14 protein-coding genes are annotated in these 18,901 nt (G+C 32.7%); 3 read left to right on the plus strand and 11 right to left on the minus strand.

The features are described from left to right. Window positions 1-6 precede the first annotated feature (6 nt). Complete coding sequence (locus tag CLU83_RS06880) at window positions 7-1,047, plus strand: formimidoylglutamase (protein ID WP_100430922.1); 1,041 nt, start codon at window positions 7-9, stop codon at window positions 1,045-1,047. 106 nt (window positions 1,048-1,153) lie between these two features. Further along, on the plus strand, window positions 1,154-2,404 hold the full coding sequence (locus CLU83_RS06885; protein ID WP_100430923.1) for a DEAD/DEAH box helicase: 1,251 nt from the start codon (window positions 1,154-1,156) through the stop codon (window positions 2,402-2,404). A 79-nt stretch (window positions 2,405-2,483) separates the two neighbouring features. On the opposite strand, the gene CLU83_RS06890 is transcribed toward CLU83_RS06885, so the two are convergent. From CLU83_RS06890 to CLU83_RS06940, 11 genes are all read right to left on the minus strand, one after another. Next, window positions 2,484-4,691 (minus strand): response regulator, encoded by a 2,208-nt coding sequence (locus CLU83_RS06890; RefSeq protein ID WP_100430924.1) that lies wholly within the window; start codon window positions 4,689-4,691, stop codon window positions 2,484-2,486. 196 nt (window positions 4,692-4,887) lie between these two features. Further along, window positions 4,888-6,144, minus strand: coding sequence for a dicarboxylate/amino acid:cation symporter (locus CLU83_RS06895; protein ID WP_100430925.1), 1,257 nt, complete (start codon window positions 6,142-6,144; stop codon window positions 4,888-4,890). A 125-nt stretch (window positions 6,145-6,269) separates the two neighbouring features. Further along, entirely contained in the window at window positions 6,270-7,331 is a 1,062-nt protein-coding gene (gene aroC / locus CLU83_RS06900; protein ID WP_100430926.1) for a chorismate synthase, read from the minus strand. Window positions 7,332-7,820: 489 nt separating this feature from the next. Then, window positions 7,821-8,954: an N-acetyl-alpha-D-glucosaminyl L-malate synthase BshA gene (bshA, locus tag CLU83_RS06905; RefSeq protein WP_100433647.1), complete on the minus strand. Its 1,134-nt coding sequence runs from the start codon at window positions 8,952-8,954 to the stop codon at window positions 7,821-7,823. A 392-nt stretch (window positions 8,955-9,346) separates the two neighbouring features. Next, a complete protein-coding gene (locus tag CLU83_RS06910) occupies window positions 9,347-9,961 on the minus strand; it encodes a phosphatase PAP2 family protein (protein ID WP_100430927.1) in 615 nt (204 codons plus the stop codon). A 19-nt stretch (window positions 9,962-9,980) separates the two neighbouring features. Beyond that, the gene (locus CLU83_RS06915) at window positions 9,981-10,463 is read right to left on the minus strand and encodes an ABC transporter ATPase (protein WP_100430928.1); all 483 of its coding nucleotides are present in this window, start codon (window positions 10,461-10,463) and stop codon (window positions 9,981-9,983) included. Window positions 10,464-10,515: 52 nt separating this feature from the next. Beyond that, on the minus strand, window positions 10,516-11,307 hold the full coding sequence (locus CLU83_RS06920; RefSeq protein WP_100430929.1) for a (Fe-S)-binding protein: 792 nt from the start codon (window positions 11,305-11,307) through the stop codon (window positions 10,516-10,518). Window positions 11,308-11,429: 122 nt separating this feature from the next. Next, window positions 11,430-12,761, minus strand: coding sequence for a (Fe-S)-binding protein (locus CLU83_RS06925; protein ID WP_100430930.1), 1,332 nt, complete (start codon window positions 12,759-12,761; stop codon window positions 11,430-11,432). Window positions 12,762-12,765: 4 nt separating this feature from the next. Continuing rightward, a complete protein-coding gene (locus CLU83_RS06930) occupies window positions 12,766-13,725 on the minus strand; it encodes an MlaD family protein (RefSeq protein ID WP_100430931.1) in 960 nt (319 codons plus the stop codon). 55 nt (window positions 13,726-13,780) lie between these two features. Continuing rightward, the gene (locus tag CLU83_RS06935) at window positions 13,781-14,929 is read right to left on the minus strand and encodes an N-acetylmuramoyl-L-alanine amidase (RefSeq protein ID WP_100430932.1); all 1,149 of its coding nucleotides are present in this window, start codon (window positions 14,927-14,929) and stop codon (window positions 13,781-13,783) included. An 84-nt stretch (window positions 14,930-15,013) separates the two neighbouring features. Further along, the gene (locus CLU83_RS06940; RefSeq protein ID WP_100430933.1) at window positions 15,014-15,985 is read right to left on the minus strand and encodes an N-acetylmuramoyl-L-alanine amidase; all 972 of its coding nucleotides are present in this window, start codon (window positions 15,983-15,985) and stop codon (window positions 15,014-15,016) included. Between the two features lie 128 nt (window positions 15,986-16,113). Between CLU83_RS06940 and CLU83_RS06945 the strand changes: the two genes are divergently transcribed. Then, window positions 16,114-18,786 carry a putative LPS assembly protein LptD gene (locus CLU83_RS06945; protein ID WP_232727000.1) on the plus strand — a complete coding sequence of 891 codons (2,673 nt, stop codon included), beginning with the start codon at window positions 16,114-16,116 and terminating at the stop codon, window positions 18,784-18,786. The last annotated feature ends 115 nt before the right edge of the window (window positions 18,787-18,901 follow it).

An 18,901-nucleotide genomic window follows, 5' to 3' on the forward strand; every position in this document is an offset into this window, starting at 1 on the left:
TTTTTTATGGAAAAACTCATAGCATTCAGTATTAACGACCTAGCAAAAATTACCAATCACAGAAGCGGTGAAATTAAATTTGGCGAGAAAATACTTGTTGTTCCCAAAGATACTGACCCAATTGATTTTATAAAAAATAGCGAGGCCAAATTCGTTTTATTTGGAATCCCTGAAGACATTGGAGTTAGAGCCAATTATGGAAGACCTGGAGCGGCATCTGCTTGGAAAAGTGCCATACAAAGTATCGCTAATATTCAGCATAACCGCTTTTCTAAGGGCAATCAGATTATTGTTTTAGGACACTTGGATGTTAAGCAAGAAATGAAAGAAGTCGAGCATCTTGACTTTAATGATATTGATGACCGGTCTAAACTAAGTCAGTTAGTAGAAAAAATTGACAAGGAAGTTTCCCATATTATCTGCAAAATCATTCAATCAGGCAAAATTCCAATAGTAATTGGCGGAGGTCACAACAATTCCTACGGAAATATAAAAGGAGCCGCTCTGGCAAAAGGAAAAGCCATAAACGCCGTGAATTTCGACGCACATTCTGATTTTAGAATTTTAGAAGGACGTCATAGCGGCAACGGTTTCTCTTATGCTTTTGAAGAAGGTTTTCTAAAAAAATATTTCATTTTTGGCCTTCATGAAAATTACACGTCCAAAAGTGTTTTAGATATTATAAAAAAAATTGAAGATCGGGTTCGTTACAATACTTACGACAGCGTTAACATTCGAAAAGAAAAAGTCTTTTCAGAAGAAATGGCAATAGCTCTTGATTTTATTAAAAATGACCCATTTGGAATTGAAATTGATTTGGATGCTATTCCAAATATAGCAAGCAGCGCAATGACATTAAGCGGTTTTTCAATTGAAGAACTTCGTCAATTTGTTTCCTTTTTTGCTAAAAATAAAAATGCTGCTTATTTACATATCTGCGAAGGTGCTCCAGACTTAGGTGAAGATAAAAACAATCATTTAATAGGCAAACTGATAGGTTATTTAGTAACCGATTTCATGAAAGCACATAATTCAATTGAATTATAAATTAAGTAAAATACGTCCTGAAAAGTAAAACAATTTTCATCCAAAATAACACTATCTTTGCGCACTTATCTATGTACTAAAAACAAGATATTTTAATATCAAAAATATGTTATTCGAAGATTTATCACTTTCAAAAAGTATACAAAAAGCCGTATTTGAAGAAGGCTATACACAAGCAACTCCTATTCAGGAACAATCTATACCAGTAGTTTTGGCTGGAAAAGATTTAATAGGATGTGCACAAACAGGAACAGGAAAAACGGCTGCATTTGCTATTCCAATAATACATCAATTGCACCGAATAGTAGGTTCAACAAAAAAATCGAAGGTAATCAGAGCGCTTGTTGTCACTCCTACAAGAGAATTAGCTGTTCAAATTGGACAAAGTTTCGACACTTATGGAAAATACACCAATCTGACGCAATTAACGCTTTTTGGCGGTGTATCACAAAATCCTCAAGTTGACGCTTTAAAAAGCGGAGTTGACATTGTAATAGCAACGCCAGGGCGCTTATTAGACCTGCATAAACAAGGTTTTATAGATTTGAATCATTTACACACATTAGTATTGGATGAAGCCGATCAGATGCTGGATATGGGTTTTGTTAATGATGTCAAAAAAATTGTAAAGCTTACGCCAAAAAACAGACAGACTCTTTTCTTTTCTGCAACCATGCCGATAGCCATAAGAGAATTGGCCGAAATGTTTCTTACAGATCCCGAAACTGTTACTGTATCCCCAGTTTCATCTACAGCAGAAAATGTAGAACAGCGCGTTTATTTTGTTGAGAAAACAGAAAAAAGAAACCTACTTTATCATTTGATAAAAAATGAAAACTTATCAAATGTCCTTGTTTTTTCAAGAACAAAACATGGTGCTGACAATGTTGTAAAAGCATTAAGAAAAAAAGACATTCCCGCAGAAGCCATACATGGTGATAAATCTCAAAATGCTAGACAGCGTGTACTGGATGCGTTTAAAAACAAGGAAGTTGGTGTTCTTGTAGCAACAGATATTGCAGCCCGCGGTATTGATATTGACCAATTGCCTTTTGTAATCAATTTTGATTTACCTAATATCCCTGAAACGTATGTACACCGTATTGGACGAACAGGCCGTGCCGGAAATGGCGGAATTGCAATTTCTTTTTGCAGTAAAGACGAAAAAGATTACTGGAAAGATATTCAAAAACTGATAAAAGTAAATGTAGACACCATAGATAATCATCCTTATCCTTGGCATTCTGGAAACCCTACAGCTGATGCTAATCCACCTAAAAATTCAAATCGAAGCGGAGGCGCTCACAAATCCAGAAAATCGAATGCATCAAAACAAAATAAAAAGCGCTGGTACTAAGAAGCCATAATGCTCATTTCAAATAATTAAAACATCTTTTAAAGCTATTTTAAAGGATGTTTTTTTACATAATAATTAATTAGACAAGGTTTTTGGCCTTTAAAATAAGGCTATTCATCACTTTAAACAATTGAACCGATTCAAATGGCTTAACAATAATATCATTGATTCCTGCCATTATTGCTTCATCTGTTATTTCATTTTTATCAAAAGCCGTCAATGCAATTACAGGAGTATCAACACCTTCCAGCCTTATTCTTCTTGTCGTTTCAAAACCATTCATCAAAGGCATATTAATATCCATTAAAATAATATCAAACTCTTCTTGCGCTAAAATTTCCAAAGCCTTAAAACCATCTTCCACTACTATACAAGAATAATTATTTTTCTCAATAATTTTTTTAGTAATCAACTGATTGATCTGATTATCCTCAACCACAAGTACTTTGAATGCATGATTTAAACTCATATCTACCTGTATATTATTTATTATTTCATTAGTTTTCATAGAATTATATTCAAAATCAATACAAAAAGTAAAGACAGTACCTTTTCCCAATTCGCTTTCGACGAAGATATTGCTGCCAAAAAGCTCTAACAGTCTTTTTACAATAGACAATCCCAAACCTGTACCCTGATAATCAAGTTCTTTTCTGCCTACCTGAACAAATTTATCAAAAATTTTATCTTGGTCTAAAGCCGCAATGCCAACTCCGTTATCTTTTATCTTAAATTCAATAGTATGCATTTCGCCTTTAACCGCAATTTGTCTGGCAATTATTTCAATATTACCGTCTTTAGTAAATTTTAGAGCATTGCTTACCAAATTCATCATGATTTGCGCAAACCTAAGTTTATCTCCAATTAAACTCTCTGGAATTGACTCATCTACCTCTATAAAAATTTTGTTATTATTTTTTTTTGCGATAAAGGATAACGAATTTTTAATTGTAAGAAATTCATCCATGAGGTTAAACGTCAATTTATCCAAAATGATTTTATTCTCTTCAATTTTATTAATCTGCAGAATATCATTTACCAATGACAGTAAATAACGGGCAGAAAATTTTAGTGAATTTAAGTGAGGACTTTTGGTTAGCTCTTGATGCTCTTCTAAAAGCAGATCAGTAATACCAACTACTCCATACAAAGGGGTTCTTAATTCATGGCTTATTGTCGAAATAAACTGTGTCTTTAACAAAGCTGATTCTTGCGCTTTCTTATTTGCAATAACCAGCTCTTGATTTGCAAGCATTAAATCGGCATTTGATTTTAATCTGAATCTGTTATTTTTAATTAATGAATTCAGAAAAAGCAGTAAAACAAAAATGGCAATAATAAAGAGTAAAACTATAATTCTTGATTTTTTTAAGCTTTGGAACTGTAAATCTTTTTCATTTTCAATTTTATCAATAGTCCTCTTATATTCATCTAACTGAAAATTAACCCCTTCAACATTTGCTTTTTCTAATTTTTCTTCTGCGTAAATTTCATCATTAAGACGAGTATAGATTTGCAGATGCTCATAAGCTTCTTTATATTTTTTTAATTTTAATAAAAGCTTAGAGTATTCTAAATGCGAAAAAGACAAATCTGATTTTTCATCCAGCTCCTTTCCAAGCCGAATTGCTTCTTTAAAATAAAAATCTGCTTTTGCATCATCATTTTTAAAATTGGAATACATGCCATTAAGCATATTAAGCACGACAACCACATAATCATTTTTATGCTTCTTATAGTAAAGATTAATCTGCTTTAAACTTTCTTCACCCTTTTGGAACTTGCCAATATCAAAAAGTGCCCAAGTTAAGTTGAGATTAGTAAAAGCCATTTGAGAGGAATCTGAAATATTTTTGCTGTATTCAATTGCTTTTCGATAATAAAAAACGCCTTTATCGTACTTCTTTTTTTCAAAACAATACATATTCCCCAGATTATTATTAACCCTTTGTTTTATTGTATCATTCTGAGTTAGATTAGCATAACTTAAAGCCTTATCGTAGTAAAAAATAGCTTTATCAAATTCTGCCAAAGCATTAAAATTAGCCGCAACATTATTATAATTTTCTGCAATAAGAATATTGTCTTTTATGGATATGGCTTGTCGCAAAGCTAATCTTGAAATCAGTAAAGATTTTTCAAAATCTCCAGATTCTCTTAGCTTTGTCGCTGATCCAATTAATTTATTAATCTCTTTTTTAGAAGGCAGTTGATTCTGTCCAATTAAAGTTATTCCTAAAAAATTAAAATAAAAAATAATTAATAAAACTATCCTTATTGGGGGCATAATGATATTGTTTCTCCAAAAGTACACCAAAATATATAATTTTATAACATTATTTAGGGAATATTTTAAACGTATATTTTTCTTACAAATTAAAACAAAAAAAGCAGTTACTTTTTAATAGGTAACTGCTTTTTTTGTTTTCGCTTTTATACTGACCATTCAATATAAAAATGCATTTACTTTTATATTAAACATTTTACTTTTCTTCTTCCCATTTACCCACTACTGATGTGGCCAAAGCATTTCCTAAAACATTTGTAGCACTTCTGAACATATCACAAAAATGATCTATAGGTAATATTAATGCAATTCCTTCAATCGGAATTTTAAACATACCGCAAGTTGCTGCTACAACCACCAAACTCGCTCTAGGAACTCCAGCAATACCTTTACTGGTTAACATTAAAACAAAAAGCATCGTAAATTGGGTTGGATAATCAAGATGAACACCATAAGCTTGAGCAATAAAAATACCCGCAAAAGTCATATACATCATACTCCCGTCAAGGTTAAAAGAATATCCCAAAGGCAGCATGAATGAAACTATTTTATCTTTTACACCAAACCGCTCTAATTCCTCGGTAAGCTTTGGAAAAACGGCTTCGGAACTTGTTGTTCCAAATGCTATAATTAATGGACTAATGATATGTTTTAACAATGTTTTCATTCTATTGCCCAGGAAAATGAATCCAATAGCAATAAGCACTAACCACAAAGTACCGATACCTATAAGAAAAGAACCGAAAAATTTGAAATATGTAATCGCTAATTCCTGAAAATCCCTAACAGCGAATACTCCTGCAATTGCTCCAAAAACTCCTATTGGTGCAAATTTCATTACATAATTTACCATTTTTAAAACAATATGTGAAGATCTGTCCAAAAAGTCAATAACTGGTTTTGCATTTTCTCCCACTGAAGCTGCCGCCAATCCAAAGAATATAGAAAAAATTACAATTTGCAAAATTTCATTAGTAGCTAATGCCTCAAAAAGACTTTTGGGAACAATATGCTCTATAAAATTTTCAAAAGATAAACTTTGAGTTTTAGCTGTTACATCCGAAACACTTGCTAAATCTACATTCGACAAATTTAATCCAACACCTGGCTGTAATAAATTAACATACAGCATTCCGATTAACAATGAAAAAAAAGAAGCCGTAAAAAACCATCCCAATGCTTTTCCGCCAATTCTGCCAACTGCTTTTATATCACCCAATTTTGCAATTCCAACCACCAAAGTGGTAAAGACTAACGGCGCAATAATCATTTGTACAAGCCTAATAAAAATAGTAGCCAGCATTTTTATTTTGGCACTAAATTCTTTAGTAGTTTCAATATCTGATGAGTTGTGAATAATAACACCTAATATTGCTCCCAAGAGCATTGCAATAAGGATTTGCCCCGTTAATCCTTTAAAAAAAGATGTTTTTTTTGTTTCAATTGCAGTCATTTAATTAATTTCAAGGTTAAATTTCAATATTTAGCTCGTCAAAATACTGAATATATTTTTTCTTCTTAGAAACATCCTTTTTCTGAGACTTTTAGAAAGACATTTGTTTTTGAAATCATTTTCAGTTACAAATATGTTTTATTCAAAAGGAAGAAATCTGCCAAAACAATAGCAGCCATTGCTTCTACAATTGGAACAGCTCTAGGAACAACACAAGGATCGTGACGTCCTTTTCCAACCATCTCAGTAATATTTCCTTTGTTGTCCAGAGATTCCTGTTTTTGCATTATAGTAGCTACTGGCTTGAAAGCTACTCGAAAATAAATATCCATTCCATTGCTTATTCCGCCTTGAATTCCTCCTGAAAGATTGGTTCGGGTAGTTCCGTCAGGATTGTACAAATCATTGTGTTCGCTTCCTTTCATTTTCACGCCCTCAAATCCGCTTCCAAATTCAAAACCTTTTACAGCATTGATAGAAAGCATTGCTTTTCCTAATTCGGCATGCAATTTGTCAAATACAGGCTCTCCAAGACCGATAGGCACATTTTGAATCACACATGTAACGGTTCCTCCTACTGTATCTCCTTCTTTGCGAATTTGACGAATATAATCTTCCATAATTATAGCCGATTCTTCGTCTGGACAGCGAACTGGATTACTTTCTATTTTAGAAAAATCCAATTCTTGGTATGGTTTTTCAAGAAAAATTGGACCTACAGAAGAAACGTAAGCATTGAACTTTATTTCAGGCAGCATTTGTTTTGCAATAGCACCTGCTACTACCCTGCTTGCCGTTTCACGTGCTGAGCTTCGGCCTCCGCCTCTATAATCTCTTACTCCATACTTTTTTTCATAGACATAGTCTGCGTGACTTGGTCTGTAATTATCTTTAATGTGAGAATAATCGTCTGATTTTTGATTGGTATTGGGAATAATAAAACCAATTGGTGTACCTGTAGTTTTACCTTCAAAAATTCCAGATAAAAACTGTACATCATCTGGTTCTTTACGCTGCGTAACTATTGCTGATTGACCTGGTTTTCTTCTCGACATTTCAAATTGAATTGCATCTAAATCCAGCTGAATTCCAGATGGACAGCCATCAATAATTCCGCCTAATGCTTCTCCGTGTGATTCTCCAAAAGTGGTTACTCTATATAGTGTTCCGTAACTATTTCCTGCCATTGTTTAATTTTTTAGGCAAATGTAAGTTTTATGAATTAAACTAAAAATTATAAATTAGTAATATTTCAGATAAAGCACATATAATATCGTTGCAAATTTCAATGGTTTTAATGTGTGCGAATAATATGTTCTTAAATTGATAAATTATCGTTTATAACCTGAACTCGATTATTATTTTTTGGAGCAGAAAGATTTGCTTCGCTTGTTCGCTATCGCTCGGGTCGCATTTTAACAATCATCGTCATGCTTTCCGTTGCAATATTGTAAGCTGAACCCCAGGTTACAAGGATTTTTACTTCAAACGAAGTTCACTGAACTCCTATGAAAATAAAAATATAATGAAGTAATCGAGGTTAAAAGGAAATATTTTGCTTTTATACTATTATCCAAAAAAATAATCGAATTTAGATTTCTATCAAAAATAACAAATGAAAAAATCCGCCTCATTCTTTAAATAAGGTGGATTTCCATCAAGTAATATTTAGTTAATTATTTGTATTTATTAATTGCCTTGAGGTATAATTCCTCATAAATTGGCAGGATGTTTTTAATATCAAATTGCTCAGCAACATGGAGTGCATTCTTTTTAAATTCTTTAAGAACACTATCGTCTTTTAAAATTTTCAATGCATTCTTAGCCATTTCATTTATATCTCCAACATCACTCAAATAACCAGATACGCCATCACTATTCACTTCGGGCAAACCACCGGAATTACTTGATATTACAGGAACTCCACAAGCCATTGCTTCAAGAGCGGCTAAACCAAAACTTTCGGTTTCGGAAGGCAGAAGAAACAAATCTGTGAGGCACAAAATCCGGTCAATTTCATTGCTGTTTCCAAAAAAAATCACTTTATCCTGAATACCATATTTTCTGCACATTTTCTCGGCCTTCTCTTTTTCGGGACCATCTCCTACCATCATTAATTTGGCTGGAATTTCTTTTTGGATTTTATAAAATATTTTAATAATATCCGGAATACGCTTTACTTTCCTGAAATTACTGATATGCGTAATAATTCTTTCATTTTCATTTGCCATAACCGAACGTTGACAAGGAACTGTTGGATCATATAGATTTTTTTCCAACTCAATAAAATTTGGAATGACCTGAATTTCATTTTTTATATTGAATAATTTTAAAGTATCGTCTTTCAGACTTTGAGAAACTGAAGTCACATAATCCGATTTATTAATACTAAAGGTCACTGCAGGCTTGTAAAAAGGATGGTTCCCTACCAAAGTAATATCGGTTCCATGCAGTGTTGTCACCATAGGAATATCAATTCCTTCGTCTTTGAGCATTTGTTTAGCCATATAGCCCGCATAAGCATGCGGAATAGCATAATGAACATGCAATAATTCTATTTTGTATAATTTTACCATATCCACCAGTTTGCTTGACAAAGCCAGCTCATAAGGCTGAAAATGGAATAAAGGATATTCTGGAACGATTACTTCATGATAATGAACATTAGGATTTAATAATGCCAAACGCACTGGCTGACTATAGGTAATGAAATGAATTTCGTGCCCTCTTCTAGCTAATTCTAAACCTAATTCTGTTGCAACTACACCACTTCCGCCAAAAGTAGGATAACAGACAATTGCTATTCTCATATGCTTTTTTAATTGTTTTTTGCTTGTCATATATGATTTTCAGATCACATTGATGCTATACTGCATTAAGGTTATACTGATTTTCTATATGATTTTTTAGTGTAACGAAAGTAAGGAGATTAGGCGGGGTTTACTATGAATAAAAAGTTAAATTTTAACATTTATCAGGGTAAATTTCAAATGCTGATATATTCATTTGTTTATTCTTTTTTTGCGTGAGGGGTTGCAGTGAAGCTCTTTTTTTATCCCATTTTTTTATGGGATAAAAAAAAGCGGGAACGTAAAACCCGACCCGAAGTTTTTCACGGAGGGACACGCCCACACGAACATAAAGGAACTGACGAAGTAAATCGAAATACTGTTTACTTTAAGAAATATCAAATAAACAGAAATTACTCCCAGAGCTTTTTTTGGTGAGGAGCTCTTTTTTTGTTAATCCATTTATTCAATTTATAACATAGAAATGCTGATCCGCTTCCCACAATGGCACCGGCAAAAACATCTGTCGGATAATGTACGCCCAAGTACATACGGGAATATCCAACTGCACCAGCCCATAAAAAAGACGGAGCAATAACATACCATTTTGGATAAGCCATACTCAGTGAGGTTGCTGTTGAAAACGCGGAAGAAGTATGAGCCGAAGGAAAAGAATAGCTAGACTCTAAAGTAACATTCTCTATTTCAGGATACGTTTCATAAGGTCTTTCCCTTTTGGCGATACTTTTTAAAGCCAAAGAAATAAATGCCGAAGCGGCTAAAGATTCACCAATGAAAATTGCTTTTTTCTTTGTGGTACTGTCTTTTTCAATTAATCCAACCGCATAAATAATTATGGGAGTACCAACACTTACAGGCATGGCACTATTGGTAATCCCAACCATTGTGGATTCGAGATTAGTATTCCTGTTCAGATTTATTTTTTTTAAAAGATCAATATCCGAATTTTGAGCATTTGAAATTGAAAAACAAAAAAGGAATATAGAGAAGAAAATAAGTTTTGACATCTTTCGTCTTTTTATTGGATTAAAAAAAACGGCTATGCCAGCTGTCCAAAGCAGGAACTTCCCAACATTCGTTGAACTCTTCAATATTGTTAACTAGATTATTAAAAACAATTGTGTTTTCGGTAACTGCTTTATCTTTAACCATTTTTTTAAAATCAATCAATGGTTTGTGTGCAATGTGATCTCCAAGTTTGAAGGTTACATTCATTTTATCCAATAGATCAACATTATATTTTTTCTCTAAACTTTGAATAAATTCTACTGATGAATCAATAGAACAGCCTGTTGCTGCCTGCACTTCCTGATTTACTGCTAAAATAATAAAACGGTTATATTTTAATAAATAAGAAGATTCAAGGCTGGTTCCATGTGCTGCCCATTCGGCAAGAAAGGATTGCAGATCAGTTTCAATTTCAGAAAACTCGGCATCCGAAAATTTTCTATTCGATTGATAAATCCAAATTTTAGATTCTCCGGGTAAATTTTCAAAAGGAACGTACATATTAATTATTAATTATGAGTTATGAATTATGAATTTAAAATTCATGATCGATTTATAAATCTTGAGCGTTTGCAATCAATTCAGCAATATCCATTACTTTAACGTCATCTTCTCTTTCTTTATTTTTAACGCCGTCAGTTAACATTGTGTTGCAAAAAGGACAGCCAGCAGCAATAATGTTCGGTTTTGTCTCCAGAGCATCTTCTGTTCTTTCTATATTAATTTCTTTATTTCCTGGTTCAGCATCTTTAAACATTTGTGCACCTCCTGCTCCACAACAAAGTCCATTTGCTTTTGAGCGTTTCATTTCGATCAATTCAGCATCCAGTTTTTGAATTAAATCTCTCGGTGCTTCATATACATTATTAGCTCTGCCTAAATAACAAGGATCGTGAAAAGCAATTCGTTTCCCTTTAAATTGTCCTCCTTCAATCGTTAAACGGCCAGAATCCAATAATGATTTAAGGAATTCGGTATGATGTACTACTTCATAGTGACCGCCCAGTTCTGGATATTCATTTTTCAAAGTATTGAAACAATGCGGACAAGCTGTAACAATCTTCTTAGCTTCGTAGGCATTCAGCACTTCGATGTTCATCATGGCCTGCATTTGAAACAAAAACTCATTTCCAGCTCTTTTTGCAGGATCCCCAGTACAGCTTTCTTCGGTACCAAGAACAGCAAAAGATACATTAGCACGATTCAATATTCGGACAAATGCTTTGGTTATTTTTTTTGCTCTATCGTCAAAACTTCCTGCACAACCTACCCAAAACAAAACTTCTGGCTGTTTTCCTTGGGCTAGCATTTCGGCCATTGTCGGCACTATTAAATTTTCTGACATAATATATGTTGATTCTGTTATTTCTCAAAAAGATTATTCGTCTCTATTGTCTTGGATTTTAATTATCATTTAATTCCTCTATTCATTTAAACAATTAAACTTTTAAATAAATTAATAAACAACTATTCATTTTTCCAATTCAAACGGTCTTGCTGGCTGTATTGCCAAGGTGCGCCATTATTTTCAATATTAGTCATCATGGCATTTATAGGCATTGGAGCAGCACTTTGTTCCATTACAAGATAACGTCTCATATCCATAATGATAGAAAGCGGACTGATATTAACTGGACATTCCTCTACACAAGCATTACAGGAAGTACAAGCCCACAATTCCTCTGGTGTAATATAATTGTTTAATAAGGTTTTATTATCTGGCACAAAAATACCTTTGTTTGCATCGATGTTTCGACCTACTTCTTCAATTCTGTCTCTAGTATCCATCATAATTTTACGCGGAGACAATTTTTTGCCTGTTTGATTTGCCGGGCATGACGAAGTACAGCGTCCACATTCAGTACATGTATAGGCATTTAACAATTGAACCCAGTTTAAATCCTGAATATCATTAGCCCCAAATTTACTTGGAGTTTCATTTTCTGAAACTGGAGCTGCCGCAAACGGGTCTGCATTTGGATCCATCATTAATTTAACTTCAGCAGTTACCGAAGCTAAATTGTCAAATTGTCCTTGCGGATTTAAATTGGCAAAATAAGTGTTTGGGAAAGCCAATAAAATATGGAGGTGTTTTGAAAAATATAAATAGTTCATGAAAACCAAAATTCCAACAATGTGCAGCCACCAAAAACCTTCATTAAGCAGCATCACCAGCTCATTAGACATTCCATTAAAAACAGGAGCTATAAATTGACTTATCGGAAAAGATCCAGCTTTTATAAAATGAGAAAAACCACCAGGCACATTTTGCAGATGCAGATCAGAAGCATTCATCAATAAAAACAAAGTCATTAAAGTAATCTCAAAATACAGAATATAATTAGCGTCACCTTTTGGCCATCCTTTTAAATCTGAATGGATAAATCTTTTTAGCTTAATGATATTTCTTCTTATCAAAAATATAGAAACTGCTACTAAAACTAAAAAAGCCAATATTTCAAAAGAACCAATTAAAACATCATAGACAACTCCTATAGAAGCAAAAATTCTATGAGTTCCAAATAAACCATCAATGATAATTTCTAATAATTCAATGTTGATAATAACAAAACCAACATACACTATAATATGCAGTATTCCAGCAACAGGACGTTTAACCATTTTGGATTGTCCAAGCGCAATCATAGCCATATTTCTCCATCTTGATTTTGCATTATCAGTACGGTTAACAGCAATGCCAAGATTAATATTTCTAATGATTTTTTTGACATTCAAATAAAAATATCCGAATCCAATAATCAATACAATGGCAAATAAAACATTACTAAGATAAGTCATGAAACTAGTTTTTTACTTTTGTTATAGAATCGTTTGGAGCATTATACGGCTTATTTTTTTTACCAAAAACAGAAACATTTACATAACGGGTTGGGTTCAGTCTCACGTCCTGCAAAAGCAGCTCTAACTCTTTTGAAGTTTTAGCTAAATCATTATACAAGGCATCGTCTTTCATTAATTTTCCCATTGTGCCATTGCCAGCTTCTATACCTTTCATTATGCCATCAACCTTAGTCAGTGTTGCATTTAAATTTCTAACGGTAAGACCTAAATCTGCTTTATTTAAAGAATCTGAAATCTTTACAAAATTATCCGAAACTTTATTAAAATTAGAAACTACTCCTTTCAGCTGTCCTTTATTTTCTTCTAAAATTACATTTGCATTCGATGCGGCTTTATGGAATTGCTCCATAGTTGCACTAAGTTCTGCTAGACTCTTTTTTAAGTCCGCTTTCCCTTTAGCATCTAAAACTTCATTGAAACTAACAACTAACTGATCTGCGCTAGTCATTAATTTTTCTACTTTCGCCATAGCTGGACTAACTTTGTCACCTAATGAGTCCATCAAACCCGGTTGAATAACACCTTTTAGATAATCACCACTCTCAGCAATATTTTTATCTGCATAATTAGGATGAATAGCTAATTGCTTACCGCCAATTAGACTAGCGTCGTAAACAGCCGTTGTACTTGATTTAGATATTGGAAAATCAGTATCTATTTGCAGTTCAACTAATAATGTTCCTTTTTCGGTTATTGATATTGTTTTTACTTTCCCAATAATAAGTCCATTTATAGTTACTGGAGCTGATGGTGCGAGTCCCTCTACGTTTTCATATTCTGAATAGAAAGTTTTGTAACTTTTAAAAAGGTCTTTTCCTTTTAAATAACTGTATCCCCAAATGAATAATAAAATTGATGTTATAACTAAAATAGCAGTCTTAATTTCTCTTGTAATTTTCAAAATTTTTGTCTTTTTTTTAATGGGTAAATTTAATATAAAATATTCGAACTAATAATTATTTGATTGCTTCTTGAATGCTTATTTTTTTTCCGTTTTTGAATGCAATTAAAAAAGCTGAATCATATCCTTTGGATTTCACTACTTTCAATTGATTTTTAGCATTTTCATAATCGGAAGTTTCTCCATAAAAGTATTTATAGACATTATCTTCATATACTGAGGACACATCTTTTAGTCCTTTGAAATTTTTAGGCTGTAAGGCTAATTTATTTTTACTGGCTGCTAATTGGATTTTAAAAATTGACCCTAGTGTATCCTTTTTAAAACTCCCCTTATTAATTAATTGATTTTCAGACTTTTTTACAATATTATCGTTAAGCATTTGTGAAGGTTTTGTGTCAAAATTTTCCGTCCCCCCATCTTCAAAATTTTCATTTTTATAACTTACTATAGCATCTGCAATAGCTTTGGCAATATCATTTTGGCCATTTTCTGATTCTAAAAAAGATATATCAATTGGACTAGAAATAAAACCAATCTCAATTAAAACTCCAGGCATAATAGACGCATCCAAAACCCATAGAGGTTCTTGTTTTATCCCCCTTGATTTTATTCCAGAAGAATTTGAAAAATTCTTTTGTATTCTATTTGCAAAACCAATACTGCTTGTTAAATTATTTTCTTGTACCATTTTCAACCCTATCAATGTTTCTGGGTTGTTTGGATCAAAACCTTTATATGCTTTTTTGTAATTATCTTCTAAAAAGATTACGGAGTTTTCTGCTTTTGAAACTTCAAAATTCATATTTGATCTTGACATTCCCATTACATAAGTCTCGCTTCCATTTGGCGTTGCACTTTTGTTTGAGTTACAATGAATGGAGACAAATAAATTTGCATTGGCGCGATTTGCAATTTTTGCTCTTTCTCTAAGTTCAATGAACTCATCTGTTTTTCGAGTATGTATGAAATCAATACTCGGATTTTGTTCTAATATTTTACCAACTTTTAATGTAACAGCCAAGGTTATGTCTTTTTCTTTATAGCTATTAGATTTTGACCTTGCTCCAGGATCTTTGCCGCCATGACCCGCATCCAAAACAACTTTGAATTTTGAAGCCGATTGTGCAAAACTTGGAAATGAAAAACCAAAGATTGTAAAAAATAAAATTATAATGATTTTAAATTCATTTTTTGAAAACATAATTTTAAAAGTTAATATAATTAATAAGACTTCATTATAAGTTTTGCACTAAATGTATTTATTGGCACCATCTCCAAAAACGAGTTAGACATTTTGCAATCCCTTAAAATTTATTGGCTTCATCGCAAATTTATTTTTACTGTCAAAAGGCTGAATTTTATAAATTGAACCCAGAGTATCTTTTTTAATTAAGTTCTTATTTTCCTTTGGAGTTTCAGAATCTTTTACAGGAATCTCTTTGAGTATTTGAGAAGGTTTCTCACCTAAAGTTTCTGCTCCTCCATCACCAAAATATTCATATTTATAACTGATTATGGCATTGGCAATAGCTCTAGCAATGTCATTTTGTCCCTCCTCTGAATTTAATAATTCTCCTTCTGTAGGATTAGAAATAAATCCTGTCTCAATTAGAACCCTAGGCATATAAGCTTTGTGCAAAACCATAAAAGGGGCTTGTTTTACACCTCCATGCCTTAATTTCTTACCTAACTTGGCAAATTGATCTTCAACTTTACTTGCTAATGCAATACTGTTTTCCAAATATTCCTCCTGCATCAAAGTCATGCCAATCATTGTTTCTGGAGAGTTGGGATCATAACCTTCATATTTTTGTTTGTAATCTTTCTCCATTGTGATTACGGCATTTTCTTTTTTTGCCGCTTCAAGATTAGACGCAATTTTATTCATACCCATTACATAGGTTTCGGTACCATCGGCTTCGGTGTTTTTATTTGCATTTAAATGTATGGAGACAAAAATATTTGAATCAGCTCTGTTGGCAATATCTGCGCGCTCCACCAAATCAATAAAAACATCGGTCTTTCTAGTATATATAACATCTATTTTGGGATAAGCTTCCAAAATTTTACCCACTTTCAAAACAATAGCCAATGCTATATTTTTCTCAACTCTTCCGCTATAATTCGCCCCAAAATCATGCGCTCCGTGACCCGCATCTAATGTGACTTTAAAATCATTGGACTGCCCATAAATATTGGTCATCAACATCATTATTAAAAATGTAAATGCAATTTTTATTTTTTTTGATATATCCATCTAAATAGTTAATTTTATTACAAGAGTTCTATTATAAATTTATGTTTTGATTATTTTTGCCGAAAAATATAGTAATTTTGGCTCAAATATATTCCTGTCTTCATTTTACAAAAATAGTATTTAAACCTTTGCATACAAACTTATTTAATATCGTTTTACTATCAATTTTCCTATCTCTAGGTTGTTCTAATCTATATTCTCAAGATATAAAAAAGAAACAGACTTCTATTCGTGCTAATAAACAAGAAGTTAAGAAACCTATTAATGATACTGTAGATAAAAACCCTAAAGCTGAAACTCCAACTGACACAGTCAAATTAGACACAATTAAAATTAAAAAAGCTTTCCTTAACGGACAGGTAAAATACAAAGCCGACGACTATGCAAAAATTGAGCAAAAGAAAAAACTCATTACTTTATACGATAAAGCTGAATTATATTACCAAGATGTTGAATTAAAATCAGGTATTATTGTCATGGATTATGAAAAAAACGAGGTCTATGCAGGCCGAATTAAAGATTCTCTTGGCAATTATACTCAATTTCCAAATTTCAAACAAGGTTCCAATGTCATTGAACCAGATTCCATACGCTTTAATTTCAAAACAAAAAAAGCTTTAATTTGGAATTCCAGAACTACTCAAGGGGAGTTTAATGTAAAAGCGGCAATTACCAAAAAAGAAAATGATTCTGTTTACTTTCTTAAAGGCGCAAGATTTACAACAGCAAAAGACGTTGATAATCCTGAATATTATTTTCAAACCAATAAAATAAAATTTATTCCAGGAAAAAAAATCATAACAGGTTCTACCTACATGGTTATCGCTGGAGTTCCAACCCCAATATACATGCCTTTTGCCTATTTTCCATTATCAAAAGAAACAAGCGTGTCGGGAATTATTCTGCCTTCTTATAATGATTCTAATACCAAAGGGTTTTCGTTGCAAAATGGAGGTTATTATTTTGCGCTAAGCGACCATTACAATTTAACCGTTGTTGGAGATTACTACACCAATGGAAGTTATGCGTTGGGAATGCAGTCATCTTATGCGAACAGATACCATTTTCAGGGAAACTTTAATGTTAGATTCGAGAACAATATTATTAGTGAAAGAGGATATCCTGATTATTCTAAAACAAAAATATATAATATTCAATGGTCGCATTCACAAGACTCAAAAGCGAATCCAAATTCAACATTTTCTGCTTCTGTGAATTTAGGAAGCAGTGAATACTTCAAAAAAACCATCAATCAAGTCAATGTTGGATCTTCATTAAACAACTCATTGAGTTCTTCAATCTCATATAGCACAGTATTTCATTCCGTACCAGAAAGCAGAATATCACTTACAGCAACTCATTCTCAAAACACCAATACAAAAGTGATCAATATGACCCTTCCTACATTACAATTTAGCGTAGACCGTATTTATCCGTTTGCAAAAAATGATGGTGCAAAAAAGGGTTTTTTCAAGAACATTAATTTACAATATAACTTGAATGGAAAAAACAGCTTTATTACAACTGATTCACTGTTTTTTAAACCCCAAATGTTCCAAAATGCTGATATTGGATTCCAACATTCAATTCCTTTAAGCACCAACTTTAAAGTATTTAAATATTTTAGCGTTTCAACATCTTTAAACTATGATGAAGTTTGGTATTTTAAAACTATCGAAAAACATTATGACAATCAATTAGCTACAGTGGTTACTAACGATGTAAAAGGTTTTGATGCTTTTAGAACTTATTCTTCATCAACAAGCATAGGAACTACTATTTATGGAACTTTTAATTTTGGTGATGATAAAAAAATAAAATCAATAAGGCACGTAATGAGACCTGCAATTTCTCATAGTTACACTCCTAGTTTTGAAAAATATTATGACACCTATGCAATTGACGGCAGCGGCGGGATGCAAAAAGATTACACCCGATTTGAAGGTGGTATGTATGGATCACCTGGCCTCAATAGTTCAAATTCCATTGGATTCAACCTTAGCAATACTTTTGAAGCAAAAGTTGCCGACAAGGATACTACCAAAACAGAGGCGAAAAAAATAATGCTTTTAAACAACTTAAATTTTTCTACCAGTTATGACGTAAATGCTAAAACGCTTGCATGGGCTCCTGTGAGAGTAAGCGGTGGAACACAATTTTTTGACAATAAACTGAGCGCTAATTTTGGAACAACTTTGGATCCATACGCAATTGATAATTCAGGAAACAGAATCAATACCTACAATATCAATAATGGCGGCAGTCTTTTTAGAATGACAAGTGCAAATTTGACAATGAATTACTCTCTAACCAGCAAAGGTGATAAAAAAGAAAAAAAGGATTCGCAGGCTGCAAGAAACGGAGGCCGTGAAGATGATTTATTCGGTTCAGATATTGATACCGGAAGCTATCGAAAAAACAGTCAATTTGGCGATGATGATGAAAAAGAAGATGCCGTTACTGAGTTTTTTAGAGCAAAACTGCCTTGGGATATGACATTTGCCTATTCCTTAACCTATGGAAACAACAATAGAGAGAAAAAAATAACTGGAAATTCCATTATGATTTCGGCTAATACTGATTTAACTCCAAAATGGAAAGCGGGTATTTCTACAGGTTTTGATTTTGTTCAAAAAGGTGTTACTTTTACTCAATTGCGTTTTGAAAGAGATTTAATGAGCTGGAGAATGGATTTTAACTGGACTCCATTTGGAACAAATACAAGCTGGAATTTCTATATCGGAATCAAATCAGGCGTTCTTAGTGATATTAAATGGGAAAAAAGAAAACAAAACTTCTAGGCTTCATTTAATTTAGCTGTAGCTCATTGCAAATATGACAAATATTTATCTTTAGCCCTGATTGATGTAATTGCATTTGTCTTTTTTAAAGCAAAAATATAGCACAGAGCAAGAA

The sequence above is a fragment of the Flavobacterium sp. 1 genome (assembly GCF_002797935.1).
In the GTDB taxonomy this organism is placed as follows: Bacteria; Bacteroidota; Bacteroidia; order Flavobacteriales; family Flavobacteriaceae; genus Flavobacterium.

Coding starts and splice junctions, on each gene's coding strand:
- CLU83_RS06880 (WP_100430922.1), top strand. CDS start 7: ATGGAAAAACTCATAGCATTCAGTATTAACGACCTAGCAAAAATTACC.
- CLU83_RS06885 (WP_100430923.1), top strand. CDS start 1,154: ATGTTATTCGAAGATTTATCACTTTCAAAAAGTATACAAAAAGCCGTA.
- CLU83_RS06890 (WP_100430924.1), bottom strand. CDS start 4,691: ATGCCCCCAATAAGGATAGTTTTATTAATTATTTTTTATTTTAATTTT.
- CLU83_RS06895 (WP_100430925.1), bottom strand. CDS start 6,144: ATGACTGCAATTGAAACAAAAAAAACATCTTTTTTTAAAGGATTAACG.
- aroC (WP_100430926.1), bottom strand. CDS start 7,331: ATGGCAGGAAATAGTTACGGAACACTATATAGAGTAACCACTTTTGGA.
- bshA (WP_100433647.1), bottom strand. CDS start 8,954: ATGAGAATAGCAATTGTCTGTTATCCTACTTTTGGCGGAAGTGGTGTA.
- CLU83_RS06910 (WP_100430927.1), bottom strand. CDS start 9,961: ATGTCAAAACTTATTTTCTTCTCTATATTCCTTTTTTGTTTTTCAATT.
- CLU83_RS06915 (WP_100430928.1), bottom strand. CDS start 10,463: ATGTACGTTCCTTTTGAAAATTTACCCGGAGAATCTAAAATTTGGATT.
- CLU83_RS06920 (WP_100430929.1), bottom strand. CDS start 11,307: ATGTCAGAAAATTTAATAGTGCCGACAATGGCCGAAATGCTAGCCCAA.
- CLU83_RS06925 (WP_100430930.1), bottom strand. CDS start 12,761: ATGACTTATCTTAGTAATGTTTTATTTGCCATTGTATTGATTATTGGA.
- CLU83_RS06935 (WP_100430932.1), bottom strand. CDS start 14,929: ATGTTTTCAAAAAATGAATTTAAAATCATTATAATTTTATTTTTTACA.
- CLU83_RS06940 (WP_100430933.1), bottom strand. CDS start 15,985: ATGGATATATCAAAAAAAATAAAAATTGCATTTACATTTTTAATAATG.